We start from the raw sequence: 17,404 nt of genomic DNA, 5'->3' as shown, positions 1-17,404 counted from the left end.
TGATTGGGGGATTTTTCTTATCATCTACAAAGGTACAAAATTTCTATCACATTGAGTAATAGATAGTTATAAATAATCTTAAAATTTAACGACACTCCCTAAATAACAATCTTACGCTCAAAAAAGATAATTTATTCTCTTTTTCTTTGCTGAATCGATTTTTTGCACTATCTTTGGATAAGATAGGCTGCATCTCAACAAAAAAAATAAAAAAAAGCTTTTTTATTTGGTTTTGTCTTCGATTTAAATAAAAATCTTACGCTCAAAAAAGATAATTCATTCTCTTTTTCTTCGCTAAATCGATTTTTTGCACTATCTTTGGATAAGATAGGCTGCATCTCAACAAAAAAAATAAAAAAAAGCTTTTTTATTTGGTTTTGTCTTCGATTTGCACTATCTTTGCAGCGTGTATTCCATTTGGAGTCAAAAGTAAAGATTTTATTATGAACATTGATGAACATATTAATAATATATTAAATGGAACAGAAGACATTCCTAAGTTTAATCAGCCAGAGCATGCAGGAGTCTGCTCAGCTGGTCCGCTCCTCGTTGGGGCGATCCTCGTATGTGATTTCACCCGAAAAAGCATTGAGTCAGGTGGAAATGCTGGAAAAGGCGAAACGACTCCAGCAAACTGGGAAATAGACGAGGCCCAAGAGAAGGCCATTCAGGTATGGGCAGAACAAAATGGCGTATGGATTGCTTAAGCAGAAAATTGGCTTAAGGACAACTTTGGGCCTGAGCTTGCGCATGGAGCCGAGGCTAAGGTTTTTTGCAAGATGGGAGATTCGCATGTCGTAAAACTACGTGCTTCTATCTATTCCACATTAGGTCGTGCGCTTGAAGCTATAGCTCTTCATAATTACCTTTTCCCTGAAACTATAATGCGGGTTGTTGGCTTTACACGTGATGATGATGGATTATTTCGCATCATTTTGACACAACCGTATATCGAGTGCCTTAGGCTTGCCACAAAGGAAGAAATTGACTTAATGGTATCATCAAAAGGATTTCATGACAATGGTGATTCGTTAGGGGTAAATTATATTTCTAATCGCTTATATCTTGAAGACATGCATCCTGCAAATGTTTTTGTTGAAAGTCTTTCCGGTAAACCGGTTTGTATTGATTGTATTGTAAAGTTTAGATAATGACACGAATCAGGGGACAGGTCATGAAGTGAACCCAAAAAGTTGGACACAACCCTTACTGTTCATATGGAAAACACGGAGGGGAACGGAGGTCCGCAGGCGGACGGAGGAGGGGAACGCGAAGTTATTCACACATTGTCAATTAAAAGAGGTGTTCATCAAGCTGAAGCAAGTTTCGGGAATTATTCGTAAATTGAAGAAAAAAATATATATCCACAGATGACACATATGGACACAGATGGAGGTCCGCAAGCGGACTTTGTGGGAGAACTGCTTTTGACTAATGATGAAGGATTATTCGCAAGCTCATCAAGCTGCGCAAGTTTCTGATAAGAGGGGGGGGGAATGTTTGGTGGATTGGAATTATTTGAGTAAATTTTGATAAGATAGGCTGCATCTCAACAAAAAAAATAAAAGTTTTTGGACTTTAAATTTGGTTTTGTCTTCGATTTAAATAAAAATCTCACGCTCAAAAAAGATAATTTATTCTCTTTTTCTTCGCTAAATCGATTTTTTGCACTATCTTTGCAGCGGATTTTTAAAGATATACTGCTATGGATAAGATAAAAATAACAAGAGAAGAAGCTCTAAGACGTTGGAATTCAGCAAAAGAGACTAAGCGCCGAATGGTTGAAAGACTTGAGGTATTGGCACGCGAGAGTTATAAGGATCAAACTGGTGAATACCCTGTAGAAGTAGAAGTTTGGTGATGAATCCTCTTTCGTTATCTTCAATAAATTCCAATTCTCCTTATGAGGTGAAACAACGTGGTGATGAAACTTTCAGTTTCATCACTGATTCTTCTGCTGAAATATTTGTCAGCTTTGAAGAAGACGACATACTTCAATCAGGGCTTTCTTACCAGTTTGGAATTTCTAATCCCAAAGGCTCTAAGTCTCCAAGAGACTTAAAAGTTCGTGATACAATTCTTTCAATAGTTCAGGAGTTCTTTGAAAAGAATCAGGCTGGTCTGCTTTATATATGCGAAACCGGGGATGGTATGCAGAAGATGAGGAACCGTCTCTTTAAATATTGGTTTAGTTTGTATGGTAAGAGTGATGATTATTACTTTCAGCCGATGACTATATATGATGAAGATGAGAACGAGAATTTCGCGGCCTTGATTATTCGTTATGATAATCCCAAATTCTCGGATATAGTTAAAGAATTTACAACAACTATTAACCTCTTGAATTCAAAGCCTACAGCAGGAGAATAATTGCATTTATTCACGGATGGACACAGATTTGGAGCCGGTGGCTCGGATGATTAATGAACTGTAATATTGTGGTGGGAGGTTATAAGCCGAAGGGCTTTAGCTTTTTTGTTAAAGATTTTAAAATTCTTCACATAATTATTGTAAAATGATTGGGAAATCAACTATTTTGATTAACTTCGCAGCGAATTGATGACTACTAGTAGTGTCTTTTCGCTTATCACTTTCCTGTCTTTCAGGTAATCGCAACATTATGATACATAGTTTATCTTCCAAATCATAAGATATATGAAACCCATGATATTCTCCCTCTCCGCCAGTAGTTTCCATTTGGCCAAAATCTGTTTTTTGTCCATTGTGCTGACATGTGTAAATGTGTTGACATCCGCGGCCACCACCTTGGCTGAATTGCAAGCACAGAACGAACTGTTGCAAGTGAGGTCGAAGGTGAATTTCCTCTCCCTCTGTGTTGTTATCAGCGTGATGATGATTTTCTTTATATGGGGTTTGAGGGTGCGTCACCGTCAGGGGATGATGCTGCTGGAGCGCAAGAACCGAGCACTGCAGCGTACCAACCGGTTGGTGGAGGAAGCCAGAGACGAGGCTGAGCGGCTGTCGAAGAAGAAGACCGTCTATACCCAAAACCTGGCTCATGAGATACGCACCCCGCTCAACCAGATGTATGGTTTTGTGCAGCTTCTGGCCGACGAATCGATGCCGCTCGATGATGAGCAGCGGCGTGAGGTGATACAGGGCATCCATGAAGGTTGTGAACAACTCACCCGGGTGGTGCATGAGATAGATACGGTGGCGGCCAAACTCGACGAGATGGACTCGCTCATGAAGGTAGAGTCGGTATTGAAATAGTCATAGCAATCAGGAGGCCTCCGTATGATACGAAATGTATCCCATCACCCACTGGCCATGCGTTTGGCTCTCTCGCTGCAGCATCTGTTAGCGGTTTTTGCAGGTACCGTGTTTGTACCTATTGTTTTGGGCTTGTCCATCCCTTTGGCTCTGCTTTTCTCGGGTGTTTCCACCCTGATGTTTCATTATTTTACATCGGGTAAGATACCCTTCTACTATGGCAGTTCGTTTACGATACTCGCTGGCATGACGTTCATCCATCATCAGGCTGTCAGCAGGGGGATGACTGATGTGCTGGCCGATTGTTACGTCTGTCTCGGGTCACTGTTTATCGGCGTTATTTATTTGTTGGTGGGCCAGCTGCTCCGGATGGTGCCGCGGGAGAAGGTCATCAGCCTCTTTCCCTCGACGTTGGCAGCGCCGCTGATTATGGTCATTGGCATCGACATGCTTTTCTCCTCCACTTATTCCATCCGCACCGACTGGCTGACGGGCATCGTCACGATAGTGGCTGTGGCCTTGGCGCAACTGTTCTTCAAGGGAAGGGTGAGATTGTTTTCCATTTTTATTGGTATGGCGGCAGGATTGGTATTGTCTCTCGTTAGGGGCACATTCTCGCTGGATGCACTCCGGGGTGCACACTGGTTGGCATCTCCTTTCGACAGTGATTGCATGGCTTTCAGAGTACTCGAACATTGGGATGTTGACATGGTGGGAATCGTCTTCGTGACGGTGTTGCCGCTGGCAGTCATCGCCTTGAGCGAACATGTGGCGGATATGATTATTATCTCATGCACTGCGAAGAAGAATTATCTGCGAATCATCGGACTACCGCGCAGCATCAGTGCCAGCGGACTTGCCACCTTGCTTGCTGCTGTGTTTGGGGCTTCTCAGCCCACAGCCTATACGCAGACAACGGGACTGATTCGGCTTAACCGCATCTGTGACCCCAGCCTCCTGCGTATGGTGGCAGTGATGATGATTGTGCTTTCCTGCTGTCCCAAACTCACAGCTCTCATCAGTAGTATTCCTGCAGCTGTCATCGGGGGTATCACGTTCATCATGTATATCATGGTCATCTGGGTAGGTTGGTGTACGGCAAGACTCCTTGAGAAAAAGAACCGGCATGCGAGGTCGCTCGTCATCATCTTCTCCACACTCGCTGCATACGCCATTATTGCACTCCTCTTGGATGGAGGCCTTCGGGTAGGCAATATCAGGCTCACATCCATCACCGTTGCCTTTATCACGGGACTGGTTCTCCATTTGGCCATTCCCAATCGAGCAGCTTTGACTCCCCAGGAAGAGCATGCTTCTGACGAAGATGCTTCGTCCCCCACCGGCCTTGCCGACCATCATGATGAACCCCAAAAGCCGCAAGCATGAAATAGAAAGACAAGATATATGAGAAAGATAGCCAAGATATTCGGATTCAATAGTAGCCAGCATTCGTTGCGAACCGAGGTGTTTGCCGGGACAAGTACTTTTATTGTCATGGCTTATATCCTCGCCTTGGCCCCAAAGGCTTTTGAAGGAGTGGGCGGGACGGCCGACCCCTTTCCAACGGCAGCTCTGTTTACGGCCACTGCACTGGTAAGTGCAGTGAGTACCTTCTTGATGGCGGTCTATGCCAAGCGTCCTCTGGCAGTGGCTCCTGGTGTGGGACTGCTTTTTTTCATCAGTGGTACGGTGTGTATGCAGATGGGCTATTCCTGGCATTTCGCCCTCACGGCCATCCTGTTGGAAGGTGTCTTGTTTACGGCTCTTGCCTTCTCCAGGTTGCGCTATCTGATTATGGAGAGCATCCCCCTCTCGCTGCGCAGTGCTACGGCGGTGGGAGTAGGTTTATTTTTGGCCTCGCTTGGACTCAAGAGTGCAGGTATGACCGACTCGGGAGCTGCCATTGTCTCTCTGGCCAGTATCGTTACCGAACCAGAGAAACAACTCTTTGCCATCTGCGTGATGCTGTCAGGCGTGCTGATTGTCTATAGGGTAAAGGGAGCTATCTTCTTGAGCATCATTGCCTCCACGATTCTTGGCATTCCCTTGGGATTGACCCGTTTCGACGAAGTGATGAGGATACCCGAATCGCCTGCACCCCTGTTTATGCAGATGGAGTGGAGTGAGGACATATTCTCTATAGATATGTTTGTGTGTGTGGTGTCTATTTTCTTCCTCGATGTTTTCGACACCATCGGTACTGTCTCAGGTGTACTCAGCAATACGAGTCTGAGCCGTAGCAATGGGCGCATCAGCCGCATGTCTCATATCTTCCAAGTGGATGCCATCAGTTCAATGTTGAGCGGTTTGATGGGCACCACTACCTGTACCAGTTATCTGGAAAGTGCCGCGGGTGTGGCCGAAGGTGGCCGGACAGGGGTCACCTCTTTGGTGACAGCGATATGCTTCCTCTTTGCCCTCTTCTTTTCACCCCTTTTCCTGGCCATTCCGCCCGTGGTTACAGGTGCCATTCTCTTGGTGGTCAGTTTCCACATGTTTGCAGCCATCAAACACATCAACTTTACCAATCCTGTGGAGGCCATCCCCTCGGTGCTGGTCATCCTGGTGATGGCAATTATCGGAAGCATCAGCGATGGCATTGTCGTGGGTGTGATAACCTATGCTGTGCTCAATTTCACGGCTGAGATGAAGAAGGAGCGGGAACGCCGTAAACGTGGTCATTTCTTCACGATTAACAAGGACGAATAAATTGAAACACCGTTGGCTACAGAATCGAATGCCAACGGTGTTTTGTCGATTATCATAGAACTTTTGTCTCAAAAAAGTTCTTTATCTTATATATACCAATGTCGTGTTTGTAACGCCCAAACAGAAGTTGTGGATTAACATTGTGGTTGTCAGCTTCCATTTTGATATATGGAGCAATCTTGTAAGGAATGACATTGCGAGTTTTTGACATGAACTTTTTCCAGTCGGCACTAGGAATGATTGCGTTCAAAGCGAAATCATCTGCCTCAGATTCCTCTATGCTCTTCTTGTCCTCCATAAGGTTGATCATCGCTTTGCCGTTTGGGGAAAGATGCCTGAATACATGCCCGACTTCATGCAAGGTAGTAAAGGCGAAATTGTCAATGGTGGCAATCCTTTCTGTGATGACAATAGTTGGTGTGTCCCCATTCCAAAATGACATCCCGTCGACAGGTACCTGTCCGACTTTATTAACAACAATGAATTTGATGCCATATTTGTCAAGAACCATTTTTGTCCGATTGACCGTGTCCTTGTTCTCCTTGAATACACTATTCAGCTCAATAGTCAAAGCCTGAACATCCGCCCCTTTGTCAAAAGGGCATGATGGGGATTCAACGGATTTTGAAAGATGATAGCAGTAATACTTCCATGACAATATATCTACAGGGTCTGTTTTTGCCTTGTCGGACTTGCGATAATATGAGAGTTCCATCTCCTCGGCTTTCAAACCAAAGAAATCATCTAAATTGTCAACGGCAAATACTTCAAAGATGCGCTTCACATCCTCGACTATGTTTCCATTGACAATATTTACCTTTCTGAAAAAAGGTATTGACACTTGTACTTTAAGTACATTCCATATCTCTAGCATTTTAGTCTGCAACATAACCTTTTCACTCAGTTTGGCACAATCCAATTCGTATTGTGTCTGAATGTTCATAAGGTATGTTGCAGAAATGCCAAGAGCGTTTTCCAGCAACAAAGCCATTTCTGGTGTCAGAGAGCGTTTGCCTCTTATGACATCATTCAGAATGGGTTTCTGTATGCCTGTGAGTTCGGACAATTCGCTCTGCTTCATATTACGTGCAGATAATTCATCCTTAATAACCTCTCCTACATGAGTTGCCTCAAATGGTACTGCCTGATTGAAACTAAACTTAGTCATAATGATGCGAAATTTCAATTAATACTATTTCGGTAATGATAATGCTGCCGTCTGCAGGAGAACTTTGGAATATCAATCTCCAGACGTCATTGCACCTTACGGATTCTTGGTCTTTTCTGTCTCCTTGAAGTCTCTCGTATCGTAAACCGTTATCGCGCATGATGTCTTCAATTCTTGTCGCAGCTCTCATCTTGTTGACAGCCTTAACATAACCTTTGATTGCGGCTATTGGAAGTTTTCTATACTTTCTGCTGGATGTCCTGCCGTTTTCGAACAATTCCAGCAAAGCTTCATCTCCTGTTGTTATGTTCATATATTACTTTCAGCCATATATTTTGGCTGCAAAGATATGAATTTAATTTTAATTATCAAAATTGATAATCAAAAATTATCGAACTTATAGCCCTTTTTAACAAAAAGAGTGTTCAAATGCTCTTGAAAGTATTGTTTTCCTCATTGTTCTGCTGATTTTGTAAGCAACCACATCATGCTTGACAAGAATTGTGTTGCAAAGTTACCTGTTTCCTGTATCTATCCTTCATAACTGTTCAATGATTGCGGTATTGTTATCTTGTATATGTAAAGTTTGCCGCCTTTGACATCTTCCTCTATGGTTTCTGTAACCTTAAAAACATTCGTGCGAAATGGCCTGAAGCATACATCAAAGCACTCGTCCTTCATCCAAGACGGACGTTTCGCGGATGTATCTAAACATATTACAACAAATAAATGAGAAACCATCATAACGGTTGAAAATAATGCCGTTTTATAAACAATTTGTTTATTTTTGGGCACAAATTAAGTGATTTTCACAATCATTATCGGCTTCATTCGTGATATAATCACACTATTAATAATCAACTATTTGACTTTGGATATAGACATGAAAAAAGGACTTCCGAAGAAGTCCTTTATTTCTGACCATTTGGGCTTTACTGTGACTCGCATGGGGCTCGAACCCATGACCCCAACATTAAAAGTGTTGTGCTCTACCAGCTGAGCTAGCGAGTCATCGGGCCACTTTTTTAAAAGCGGTGCAAAGGTACGAAGTTTTTTTGAAATAGCCAAATAAATTCCCGTTTTTTTTCGTTTATACCTGTTTTTTCTCTTCTATTTCTTCTTTTTGTACCTTCTCGTCTGCCATTATCTCCATATTTTCACCTTCTATTTCATCCCCTTCTTTGGTCACATACCGCTTATAATAAGCAATGAGTAGTGTGGTGAGAGGCAAGGCAATTATCAGGCCAATAAAGCCTAAGAGGGCGCCCCACACGGAGAGAGAGAGGAGAAGAATGGCGGGGTTGAGTCCCATGGCCTTCCCCATAATCTTGGGTGTGAGCACCATGTCGGTTATGAGTTGCACGATGGCAAATACGGCAAGTGCGGATATGAGGATAACCCAGTAGTTCTGACCAGTATCGACAGCCTTTAGTCCAGCAAGAAGAGCGATGGGGATAAGTCCAAAGCCATGGACGTATGGCACGAGACTGAGCAGTCCCATGAGAATGCCAAGGCCAATGGCCATAGGGAAGCCAATGATGGTGAAACCGATGCAGAAGAGGATGCCTATACACAGCGCCACCAACCCCTGTCCGCGGATGTAGCTATTGAGCTGACGTTCAACGTCGTCCATGAGCGAACGCCAGAAGGGTCGATTCTTCTTAGGGAACATGCGTATGAATCCCTGTGACAACACTTCGTAGTCGAGTAATATAAAAAAGAGGTAGATGAGAGTGACGAGCGACGCTATGATGCTTATGATGACATTTGCCGTCTCGGTGATGACAGCAAAAAGCTTTGGCATAGCATTGCGTATGGCCTCAGAAACCTCCTTATTGCGGAAGAAACGTTGAATCTCGTCGCTGTTCTGGTCAAGCCACTGGCGCACTGCCAAGGGGAAATTGCCGATATGAGTAGTCTGATGGAGATAACGTGTGACCAGTTCGCCAAGTTTTTCAAACTGCTCTATCATTGGAGGTATGATGAGATAGACAATGCCTGCTATGACAGACAGCACGAAGACCAGGGTGACGATGATGGAGAGGGCTCGCCCCGGGACGTGCATACGATGCTGCACAAACGACACTATGGGATAGAGCATGTACGCCAACAGCCACGCCACAAAAAACGGCAGCAGCACATTGCTCAGATAGTTGACAACAAACAATATTGCCCCTATAAGCAGGGCCGTGAGCATCCCACGGACAAAGCGGTCAAATGTAATGGTCTTTTCCAACATATATATATAAATGGTGATTGATGACTAAATAGTGAGGGCGTCGTTAGCTCTGGCTGACACATTTCTTGTAACACTCGCGGCAGAGAGGCTCATATTCGCGGGTCTCGCCAATGAGCACCCGCTTCTCGCCCTCCACGATGCGATGGCTGACATAAGCCAGGGCACCACACTTCACACAAATGGCATGCACCTTCTGCACATCGTCGGCTATGGCACATAAGGCCGGCATGGGGCCGAAAGGGATGCCACGGAAGTCCATGTCGAGACCAGCAACGATGACACGGACGCCACGGTTGGCCAATTCGTTACACACTTCGACAATACCATCGTCGAGGAACTGAGCCTCGTCGATGCCTACTACATCGATATCGGAAGACATCAGCAAGATCTGTGCCGAGGAGTCAATGGGTGTTGACATGATGGCATTGCTGTCGTGACTGACGACCTCTTCATCGGAGTATCTCTTGTCTATTGAAGGCTTAAAGATCTCCACCTTCTGACGGGCGAATTTCGCCCTCTTCAAACGACGGATGAGCTCCTCAGTCTTGCCCGAGAACATCGATCCGCACACCACTTCAATTCTGCCGGGACGGTGCGCTTCCCCTGTTAAGTTTTCTATCATTTGGGCACAAAATTACAAATACGTATTAAAATATGCAAAGTTTTTGGGCTTTTTTTTCGTCATTTGCCAATAATTTACTACATTTGCCGATAATATGGGCACATTATACATCATACCTACCCCCGTGGGCAACATGGAGGACATGACATTTCGCGCCATCAGGATACTCAAAGAGGCCGACCTGGTGCTGGCTGAAGACACACGAACGTCGGGTGTCTTGCTGAAGCATTTTGAGATCCAGAACCGACTGATGTCGCACCATAAATTCAACGAGCACGGCACCTCGGCCGGCATCGTGGAGAGACTGAAGGCTGGGCAGAACATCGCCCTGATAAGCGATGCCGGCACACCTGGCATCAGCGACCCAGGATTCTTCCTTGCACGCGAAGCCGTAAAAGAAGGCATAGAGGTGACCTGCCTGCCCGGAGCCACCGCATTCGTACCGGCACTGGTGATGAGCGGACTGCCATGCGACCGCTTCGCCTTCGAGGGCTTCCTGCCCCAGAAGAAAGGAAGGCAGACAAAATTGACTGAGCTGGCCGAGGAACAGCGCACGATGATATTCTACGAGTCGCCATACCGCCTGGTGAAGACACTGCAACAATTTTCCGAATACTTCGGCACTGAAAGACAAGGATGTGTATGCAGAGAGATATCAAAGATACACGAAGAGGCTGTACACGGTACGATGCAAGAACTTGTGACACACTTTACAGAAACCGCCCCCAAAGGGGAGATAGTAATAATAGTAAAAGGTAAGGACGAGAAACAAAAAGAAGAAAAAAAACAAAGAATTTAAAAAGATAAGCTTATGAGAAAACTTATGTTAATGGGTTTGTGTATGGCTGCCATGGTGGCCTGCAAGCAAGAAAAGCCAAAGACGGACTTTGCCCTTGAGCAGCAACGCGACTCGCTCAACCAGATTATCTCACAGAAAGACAATGAGATAGAAGACATGATGGCTACGATGAACGAAATCGAGGTGGGCTTCCGGGAAATATCGGAGGCAGAAAACCGCGTGAGCATAGCCAAAGACGGCGAAGGTGCCAACAAGCAACAGAGGATACGCGAGAACATGCAGTTTATACAACAGACGATGAAACAGAACCGCGACCTCATCAACAAACTGCGCCGACAACTGCGCGAGAGCACGTTCAAGGGCGAATCGCTGAAGCAGACAATAGAGAACCTCGCCCAACAGCTGGAGGAAAAGAACCAACAGATACAGCAGCTGAGAGCTGAGCTCGACGCTAAGGACATCCACATCTCCGAGCTGGACGAGAACATCGCCAACCTAAATACCGATGTGAGCAACCTCACAGCCGAAAACTCGAGGAAGACAGAGACGATAAACGCCCAAGACAAGGAACTCAACACGGCATGGTTTGTGTTCGGTACAAAGAACGAGCTGAAAGAACAAAACATCTACTCAGACGGCAAGGTGCTGCAGCAGAACTTCAACAAGGACTATTTCACCAAAATAGACATAAGAATAGACAAGGAAATAAAGCTGTACTCACGCAACGCGAAGATGCTTACCGCCCATCCGTCGAGCAGCTACACACTGCAACGTGACGCTAACAAGCAATACGTGCTGAGAATAACCAATCCACAGCAGTTCTGGAGCACAAGCAAATACCTTGTCATTTTAGTAAAATAACAACAGTCATACTGACATAAATGAACAAAGAACAGGCTATACGGAGCGGCATTCCATGTTTCAGCATGGAAGAGCCGCCCTTATATGATGTAATAATGCACAATGACGACGTCACCACGATGGAATTTGTGGTTGATGTGCTGATGGATGTGTTTAGGAAAGACAAGGGTACTGCGGAAACCCTTATGATGAAGATACACGTGGAAGGATCTGCCGTGGTAGGAACATATACTATCGACATTGCAATGACAAAGGCAAAAATAGCCGAGACAAAGGCCCGTAGCTTCGGTTTTCCGCTAATTGTAACAACTTCAAAAAGATAATGCAAAAATACTATAAACACTTAAATTTCTTCCATTGTACGGAAAAGGCAGTAAAAGCCCTACGCGATGCCGTAAAGAGTGCTATAGACGAAGGCCGTGAACTTCTCACTCCTGAGCACGTGCTCTATGAGATAACATTACAGGAAGAGTTTATATCTGTATGCAACGAAAATGGTTTTGATATAGATGGACTGAGGCAAGGACTGACAGAATACGTGAAGAGCATTGACACGGCATCGCCAGACACAGTTCAAGAAGTGATTCCGTCCATGCTCCTCTCGCAATTAACAAATCTGATCAACACCAACAATCACATAGTGTATGACTCTTTGTCAGAAAAAGACAAAGACATGCATAAGTTGCTGAGTGTATGTGCCCCTACATGTATAGCCAGCATCATCATCTCGATGATGGAACTTGACGACAGTGTCGGCAAATATCTGCTATTCAAGTATTTAGGCAACGACACGTATGCTCTCACTTTTATGCTTATGGAAGCGTATTCAAAGGACTTGAGGGATTACTACACTCGCGAATTAACAGACGACGTCCAAGAAACAAACGGCGAGCATCTGGAGGAAGGAGAGGACGAACAGGACGACGACGAGACCAACCAACCCGACGACCAAGACGACGCAAGCGACGAAGACTTTTCAATAGAATTCCCTCAACGACATGTCAGCATAAAAATCATAGACGACATAGGAGTACTGGGAGCAGGAAAGGACGCTAACAAAAAAGAGATTTACAGCAAACTGATGGAGACTGCCGACAGACTGTTTGGCTCTCTGAACAAATTAGGCAAGGCGCAAGGCGAAGGGGCAGGAATACCTTTCGTAGCCATGGGCGCGAAGCCTAACAACCAGCAAAAAGACCAACGATGGAAACAGTATGTGACAAATCTCAACCTTACGGAAACAGCTCACCAATGCTTCTGCCGGGAAAAAGAGACTGAGCGTGCCCTACGTGTGCTTGCCCGCAAGGATAAGCACAACCCCCTCTTTGTGGGAGAGCCAGGAGTTGGCAAGACGACTGTAGTGTATGGCCTTGCAAAAGAATTCAACAAAGAGAGGATGGAAGGCAAGCCTCTCACCATCATCTATTCGCTCGACGTGGGTACGCTGATGGCGGGAACAAGCTTCCACGGAGAGTTTGAGAAACGTCTAAAGATGATACTCGAAGGACTGATGGAAGAAGGCGATTGCATACTCTTCATTGACGATATCCACTCGCTGATGAATACGGGCGGCAACCAGATGATGAGCGCCACCGACATCCTCAAACCATATCTCGAAGCCTCAAAGATAAGGGTTATTGGCGCTACATCGTACTCGGAATACAACAAAAATATCGCCAATATGAAGCCCATTGCAAGGTATTTCGAACTGATTGACGTGAGAGAGCCAAATACGGAAGAGACACTCATGATGATAGAGCCCTTGCTACCTGTCTATGAGGAACACCATAGAGCAAAATACAAAATTGACGCCGTGAAGTATGCCATAGAACAGAGTCACCTGCTCATCAACGACCGATACCTACCCGACAAGGCACTGGACGTGATAGACGAGGCTGGAGCCTATCGAAAGACCCACAGGCTGCTCTCCAAACGGGGAGTAGAGAAGCATAATAGATACCAATACGTTGACAAACAGGTAATTGACAAGATACTCACCGAGGTGTGCAGAATAGACGAGAAGGCGCTAAAGAGACAGACCAACGACCTGCTCAAAGACCTCGACAAAAGGATTGGCAACGAGATATACGGACAGGACGAGGCCATCAGGCAGGTGGTGAACGCCGTGATGATGTCGAAAGCCGGACTGCTCGACCCAAACAAGCCAATAGCCTCACTGCTGTTTGTAGGACCTACCGGTGTGGGCAAAACGGAGGTATGCAGAGTGCTGGCCAAAGAACTGGGCATAGAACTGCTGAGATTCGACATGAGCGAATATACGGAAAAACACACCGTATCGAAACTCATCGGCTCTCCAGCAGGATACGTAGGATATGAAGAAGGAGGATTGCTGACCGACGCCGTGCGCAAGACACCACACTGCGTGCTGTTGCTCGACGAAATAGAAAAAGCTCACCCCGACATATACAATATCCTATTGCAAGTGATGGACTATGCCAAGCTGACCGACAACAAAGGCAACAAGGCAGACTTCAGAAACGTGATTCTCGTGATGACAAGCAATGCCGGCGCACAATATGCTGGACAGGCAAACATTGGATTCAACAACAGCATCACCAAAGGACAGGCTATGCTCAACACCGTGAAGAAGACCTTCAAGCCTGAATTCATCAACAGACTCTCAGGTACCGTCGTCTTTAACGAGATGGACCGAAAGATGGCATGCCTCATCCTTGACAAAAAACTGAGACAGCTATCACAACGTCTGGAACGTAAGAATGTAACCGTGACGCTTACGGACGAAGCCCGACAGCAACTCATTGACGAAGGCTTCTCAAGCCAATTCGGCGCACGTGAGATGGACCGTGTGATACAACGAAGACTCACTCCGCTGCTCATGGAAGAGATCCTCTTCGGGAAACTGAAGAACGGCGGTGACATCGTAGTGGGGAAAGACATGCTGAAAAGCTGACAGCATCACCACACACAGACATAAAAAAACAACGCAACCCCCAACAATGGTAGAGGATTGCGTTGTTTTTGTCGGGATGACAAGACTCGAACTTGCGACCTCACGCCCCCCAGACGCGTGCGCTAACCAACTGCGCTACATCCCGCTCTCATGCTCCAACTTTTCGCTTTTGCGCTGCAAAGGTAGATATAATTTGTGAGATATGCAAGTTTTTATGATATTTTTTTTCTTTTTATACTGTATTCTCTTGTTTATACCAAAGAAAATGGTTACTTTTGCACATGGAAATAGAGTAATACATTATTATATATGCAATATATCATTACCGCACCAGCAGCACTAAACTGCACAGTGAAGCTACCAGCTTCGAAAAGCATAAGCAATCGTGCCCTCATCATCAACGCACTGGCGGGTGGAAACACCATACCAGAGAATCTCTCAGACTGCGATGACACCGACGTAATAATAAAGGCACTAAAAGACAATCCTAAAGAAATAGACATAAAGGCAGCAGGAACAGCCATGCGCTTCATGACCGCTTATCTCGCAGCCACTGAAGGCGAACATATACTTACCGGCACTGAGAGAATGAAACACAGGCCGATAGCCGTGCTCGTCGATGCGCTGAGATACCTCGGGGCAAAAATAGAATATCTCGGGGAAGAGGGCTACCCTCCCCTACGTATCACAGGAAGAAAACTATGGGGAAGGGAGCTGCATATCAACGGCAACGTGAGTTCGCAGTTTATTTCTGCACTGTTGATGATAGGCCCGACACTGAGAGACAAACTTGAACTACACCTCGAAGGGAACATCATATCACGACCATACATAGACCTCACTCTATGGATGATGAAAGAGTATGGAGCCGATGCAGAATGGACCGACATCAACGTCATTACAGTGAAGCCAAAGCCCTATACACCAAGAAGATACTACATAGAAAACGACTGGAGCGCAGCTTCATACTGGTATGAGATGATGGCGCTGAACGCCCGTACGGAAGACACCGTCACACTCACCGGACTAATGGACAACAGCAAGCAGGGCGACTCGATAGCAAGATACCTCTTCAGTCTGCTCGGCGTAAAGACCACATTTGTAAAAGACGACAACAACGGTCCTGACATGGTGAAGCTGAAATACTCTGGACACTCAGTGTCGCACCTCGAATATGATTTCCTCAACTGCCCAGACCTTGCGCAGACATTTGTGGTGACTTGCATTGCAAAGAATGTGACATTCCATTTCACGGGACTCCAAACGCTGAAAATAAAGGAGACAGACCGCATAGAGGCTCTGAAGACCGAGATGAGAAAGTTAGGATACGTGATAGAAGACAGGGACGGATGCGAACTGACATGGGACGGGACATTATGTAAGGCGGAGAAAGACAACGACCTCGACGTGGCCATCGACACATACGAAGACCACCGTATGGCCCTGGCTTTTGCACCTATGGCATTCACCAGAAGCTACATACGTATCAACAACCCGCATGTGGTGACTAAGTCATACCCCCACTATTGGGAACATCTTGACAATATTGGGGTGGAGATAGAACAAGAAGAATAAACAAAAAACGGACAAGCGAACGCACTGATGAACATCGTCGTGATATTAATTCTGCTCTTAGCAGCCGGAGCCATCATAGTGGGCGGACTCCAGTTCTTCTTCTCGTCAGAGGAACTACCCATAAACACCAAGCCCACTTGCGCTACATGCAACGGTGAAGACAACCGCTGCGAGCAGGAGTGCATGATGGAAGCGGCGACCAAACCCGTAGAATATTTCGACGACGAAGAGCTCGACCGCTTTGCCGGACGACAGTCTGATGATTACACTGACGAAGAAACGGAGGAATTTCGCGAAGTGATGCTCACCATGAAACAAGACGAAGTGAAAGAATGGAACCGCAGCCTGATACTACGCGGCATAAACATTCCTGACCAGTTGAAGGACGAAGTGGTGATGATGATAGAAGGCTGAATAAGAGAGAGACGGATGCCGTTAGACATAAGAACAAATAATACAGAAAGCAATGCTTGAACTCCTACAATACACTTTCTTCCAGAACGCACTGATAGGCAGCGTGTTGGCAAGTGTGGTATGTGGACTGGTAGGTACATATATCGTCACACGCCGACTGGTGTTTATCAGCGGAGGCATCACACATGCCTCGTTTGGAGGCGTTGGTCTCGGCGTATTTTTCGGCATCAGTCCTATACTCTCTGCCATGGTCTTTGCCGTAGCAAGCGCATGCGGGGTGGTGTGGATGTCTGACAAGCACAAAGTGAGAGAAGACAGTGCCATAGCCCTATTCTGGACTCTTGGAATGAGTATAGGCATCATCTGCAGCTTCCTAACACCAGGCTTCATGACCGACCTCCCCTCCTACCTCTTCGGCAATATACTCACTATCGGCACAGAAGACCTCTTGCTGTTGGGTGGACTGACCATACTTACGGTATTGTTATACGTATTGTTTGCCGACACCATAATGAGCGTGGCCTTTGACCCCATATTTGCCAAGACACAAAACATGCCGGTGAAGTGTATAGAGTATCTCATGATGACACTTATTGCACTGACGATAGTCGCGACATTGCGACTGGTAGGTATTGTACTGGCTATCAGCCTACTCACCATACCACAGATGACGGCAAACCTTTTTGTTTGCCGCTTTACGACAATGGCATGGCTTAGCGTGGGCATAGGGATCATTTACTGCATAGCAGGCCTCGTGTTCTCGTATCTCCTCAACGTACCTTCGGGAGCATCTATTATCTTCGTTTCGATAGTGATATACACCATACTGAGACTGACTAAAAGGGAATGAC

General features: G+C 45.7%; 17 protein-coding genes, 2 tRNA genes and 1 pseudogene. 14 read left to right on the top strand and 6 right to left on the bottom strand.

The genetic code is table 11. The features are described from left to right. Positions 1 to 443 precede the first annotated feature (443 nt). The 7 genes and pseudogenes from CIK99_RS04215 to CIK99_RS04185 all read left to right on the top strand — a co-directional run bounded on the left by CIK99_RS04215 (position 444) and on the right by CIK99_RS04185 (position 5,943). Positions 444 to 707 carry a hypothetical protein gene (locus tag CIK99_RS04215; RefSeq protein ID WP_094380096.1) on the top strand — a complete coding sequence of 88 codons (264 nt, stop codon included), beginning with the start codon at positions 444 to 446 and terminating at the stop codon, positions 705 to 707. 18 nt (positions 708 to 725) lie between these two features. Further along, positions 726 to 1,151, top strand: a pseudogene (locus CIK99_RS04210) (hypothetical protein); the annotation flags it as partial. A gap of 554 nt (positions 1,152 to 1,705) precedes the next feature. After that, the gene (locus CIK99_RS04205; RefSeq protein ID WP_094380092.1) at positions 1,706 to 1,861 is read left to right on the top strand and encodes a protein tyrosine phosphatase; all 156 of its coding nucleotides are present in this window, start codon (positions 1,706 to 1,708) and stop codon (positions 1,859 to 1,861) included. Positions 1,862 to 1,908: 47 nt separating this feature from the next. After that, entirely contained in the window at positions 1,909 to 2,370 is a 462-nt protein-coding gene (locus tag CIK99_RS04200) for a DUF6169 family protein (protein WP_254047719.1), read from the top strand. A 372-nt stretch (positions 2,371 to 2,742) separates the two neighbouring features. After that, positions 2,743 to 3,234, top strand: coding sequence for a histidine kinase dimerization/phospho-acceptor domain-containing protein (locus CIK99_RS04195; protein ID WP_216822782.1), 492 nt, complete (start codon positions 2,743 to 2,745; stop codon positions 3,232 to 3,234). Positions 3,235 to 3,258: 24 nt separating this feature from the next. Beyond that, a complete protein-coding gene (locus tag CIK99_RS04190; RefSeq protein WP_094380086.1) occupies positions 3,259 to 4,620 on the top strand; it encodes a uracil-xanthine permease family protein in 1,362 nt (453 codons plus the stop codon). An 18-nt stretch (positions 4,621 to 4,638) separates the two neighbouring features. Beyond that, entirely contained in the window at positions 4,639 to 5,943 is a 1,305-nt protein-coding gene (locus tag CIK99_RS04185; RefSeq protein WP_094380084.1) for an NCS2 family permease, read from the top strand. A 52-nt stretch (positions 5,944 to 5,995) separates the two neighbouring features. Here CIK99_RS04185 and CIK99_RS04180 read toward each other — a convergent pair whose 3' ends face one another. The 5 genes from CIK99_RS04180 to CIK99_RS04160 all read right to left on the bottom strand — a co-directional run bounded on the left by CIK99_RS04180 (position 5,996) and on the right by CIK99_RS04160 (position 9,972). Continuing rightward, positions 5,996 to 7,111, bottom strand: coding sequence for a HigA family addiction module antitoxin (locus tag CIK99_RS04180; protein WP_094380082.1), 1,116 nt, complete (start codon positions 7,109 to 7,111; stop codon positions 5,996 to 5,998). After that, a complete protein-coding gene (locus CIK99_RS04175; RefSeq protein ID WP_094380080.1) occupies positions 7,104 to 7,424 on the bottom strand; it encodes a type II toxin-antitoxin system RelE/ParE family toxin in 321 nt (106 codons plus the stop codon). Before CIK99_RS04175 ends, CIK99_RS04180 begins: the two co-directional genes overlap by 8 nt. Before the next feature lie 625 nt (positions 7,425 to 8,049). Beyond that, a tRNA-Lys gene (locus CIK99_RS04170) sits at positions 8,050 to 8,122 on the bottom strand. 79 nt (positions 8,123 to 8,201) lie between these two features. Continuing rightward, positions 8,202 to 9,350 (bottom strand): AI-2E family transporter, encoded by a 1,149-nt coding sequence (locus CIK99_RS04165; RefSeq protein ID WP_094380078.1) that lies wholly within the window; start codon positions 9,348 to 9,350, stop codon positions 8,202 to 8,204. A gap of 43 nt (positions 9,351 to 9,393) precedes the next feature. After that, entirely contained in the window at positions 9,394 to 9,972 is a 579-nt protein-coding gene (locus CIK99_RS04160; RefSeq protein WP_094380076.1) for a thymidine kinase, read from the bottom strand. A gap of 94 nt (positions 9,973 to 10,066) precedes the next feature. Here CIK99_RS04160 and rsmI point away from each other — a divergent pair, with 94 nt between their 5' ends. From rsmI to CIK99_RS04140, 4 genes are read left to right on the top strand one after another with little or no spacing between them, the layout of a single operon-like run. Next, a complete protein-coding gene (gene rsmI, locus CIK99_RS04155; RefSeq protein WP_094380074.1) occupies positions 10,067 to 10,771 on the top strand; it encodes a 16S rRNA (cytidine(1402)-2'-O)-methyltransferase in 705 nt (234 codons plus the stop codon). 12 nt (positions 10,772 to 10,783) lie between these two features. Continuing rightward, positions 10,784 to 11,632 carry a hypothetical protein gene (locus tag CIK99_RS04150; protein WP_094380072.1) on the top strand — a complete coding sequence of 283 codons (849 nt, stop codon included), beginning with the start codon at positions 10,784 to 10,786 and terminating at the stop codon, positions 11,630 to 11,632. A gap of 20 nt (positions 11,633 to 11,652) precedes the next feature. Continuing rightward, entirely contained in the window at positions 11,653 to 11,955 is a 303-nt protein-coding gene (locus CIK99_RS04145) for an ATP-dependent Clp protease adaptor ClpS (RefSeq protein ID WP_216822781.1), read from the top strand. After that, positions 11,955 to 14,564, top strand: a complete 2,610-nt coding sequence (locus CIK99_RS04140; protein WP_254047718.1) for an AAA family ATPase — start codon at positions 11,955 to 11,957, stop codon at positions 14,562 to 14,564. Before CIK99_RS04145 ends, CIK99_RS04140 begins: the two co-directional genes overlap by 1 nt. 71 nt (positions 14,565 to 14,635) lie before the next feature. Here CIK99_RS04140 and CIK99_RS04135 read toward each other — a convergent pair. After that, a tRNA-Pro gene (locus CIK99_RS04135) sits at positions 14,636 to 14,709 on the bottom strand. 164 nt (positions 14,710 to 14,873) lie between these two features. Here CIK99_RS04135 and CIK99_RS04130 point away from each other — a divergent pair. The 3 genes from CIK99_RS04130 to CIK99_RS04120 are packed head-to-tail and all read left to right on the top strand — an operon-like array spanning position 14,874 to position 17,403. Next, the gene (locus tag CIK99_RS04130) at positions 14,874 to 16,139 is read left to right on the top strand and encodes a 3-phosphoshikimate 1-carboxyvinyltransferase (protein ID WP_094380070.1); all 1,266 of its coding nucleotides are present in this window, start codon (positions 14,874 to 14,876) and stop codon (positions 16,137 to 16,139) included. 27 nt (positions 16,140 to 16,166) lie between these two features. Further along, positions 16,167 to 16,553 (top strand): hypothetical protein, encoded by a 387-nt coding sequence (locus CIK99_RS04125; protein ID WP_094380068.1) that lies wholly within the window; start codon positions 16,167 to 16,169, stop codon positions 16,551 to 16,553. 52 nt (positions 16,554 to 16,605) lie between these two features. Further along, positions 16,606 to 17,403 (top strand): metal ABC transporter permease, encoded by a 798-nt coding sequence (locus tag CIK99_RS04120; protein WP_094380066.1) that lies wholly within the window; start codon positions 16,606 to 16,608, stop codon positions 17,401 to 17,403. Position 17,404: the final 1 nt, after the last annotated feature.

This window comes from Prevotella sp. P5-92 (genome assembly GCF_002251245.1).
Lineage (GTDB): Bacteria > Bacteroidota > Bacteroidia > Bacteroidales > Bacteroidaceae > Prevotella.
The sequence above is the reverse complement of the archived record's forward strand: the minus strand, read 5'-3'. Positions and strand labels throughout refer to the sequence as shown.

What these genes read in the sequence shown, in the direction of transcription:
- CIK99_RS04215 (WP_094380096.1), top strand. Translation starts at nt 444, where the DNA reads ATGAACATTGATGAACATATTAATAATATATTAAATGGAACAGAAGAC.
- CIK99_RS04205 (WP_094380092.1), top strand. Translation starts at nt 1,706, where the DNA reads ATGGATAAGATAAAAATAACAAGAGAAGAAGCTCTAAGACGTTGGAAT.
- CIK99_RS04190 (WP_094380086.1), top strand. Translation starts at nt 3,259, where the DNA reads ATGATACGAAATGTATCCCATCACCCACTGGCCATGCGTTTGGCTCTC.
- CIK99_RS04185 (WP_094380084.1), top strand. Translation starts at nt 4,639, where the DNA reads ATGAGAAAGATAGCCAAGATATTCGGATTCAATAGTAGCCAGCATTCG.
- CIK99_RS04180 (WP_094380082.1), bottom strand. Translation starts at nt 7,111, where the DNA reads ATGACTAAGTTTAGTTTCAATCAGGCAGTACCATTTGAGGCAACTCAT.
- CIK99_RS04175 (WP_094380080.1), bottom strand. Translation starts at nt 7,424, where the DNA reads ATGAACATAACAACAGGAGATGAAGCTTTGCTGGAATTGTTCGAAAAC.
- CIK99_RS04165 (WP_094380078.1), bottom strand. Translation starts at nt 9,350, where the DNA reads ATGTTGGAAAAGACCATTACATTTGACCGCTTTGTCCGTGGGATGCTC.
- CIK99_RS04160 (WP_094380076.1), bottom strand. Translation starts at nt 9,972, where the DNA reads ATGATAGAAAACTTAACAGGGGAAGCGCACCGTCCCGGCAGAATTGAA.
- rsmI (WP_094380074.1), top strand. Translation starts at nt 10,067, where the DNA reads ATGGGCACATTATACATCATACCTACCCCCGTGGGCAACATGGAGGAC.
- CIK99_RS04150 (WP_094380072.1), top strand. Translation starts at nt 10,784, where the DNA reads ATGAGAAAACTTATGTTAATGGGTTTGTGTATGGCTGCCATGGTGGCC.
- CIK99_RS04145 (WP_216822781.1), top strand. Translation starts at nt 11,653, where the DNA reads ATGAACAAAGAACAGGCTATACGGAGCGGCATTCCATGTTTCAGCATG.
- CIK99_RS04140 (WP_254047718.1), top strand. Translation starts at nt 11,955, where the DNA reads ATGCAAAAATACTATAAACACTTAAATTTCTTCCATTGTACGGAAAAG.
- CIK99_RS04130 (WP_094380070.1), top strand. Translation starts at nt 14,874, where the DNA reads ATGCAATATATCATTACCGCACCAGCAGCACTAAACTGCACAGTGAAG.
- CIK99_RS04125 (WP_094380068.1), top strand. Translation starts at nt 16,167, where the DNA reads ATGAACATCGTCGTGATATTAATTCTGCTCTTAGCAGCCGGAGCCATC.
- CIK99_RS04120 (WP_094380066.1), top strand. Translation starts at nt 16,606, where the DNA reads ATGCTTGAACTCCTACAATACACTTTCTTCCAGAACGCACTGATAGGC.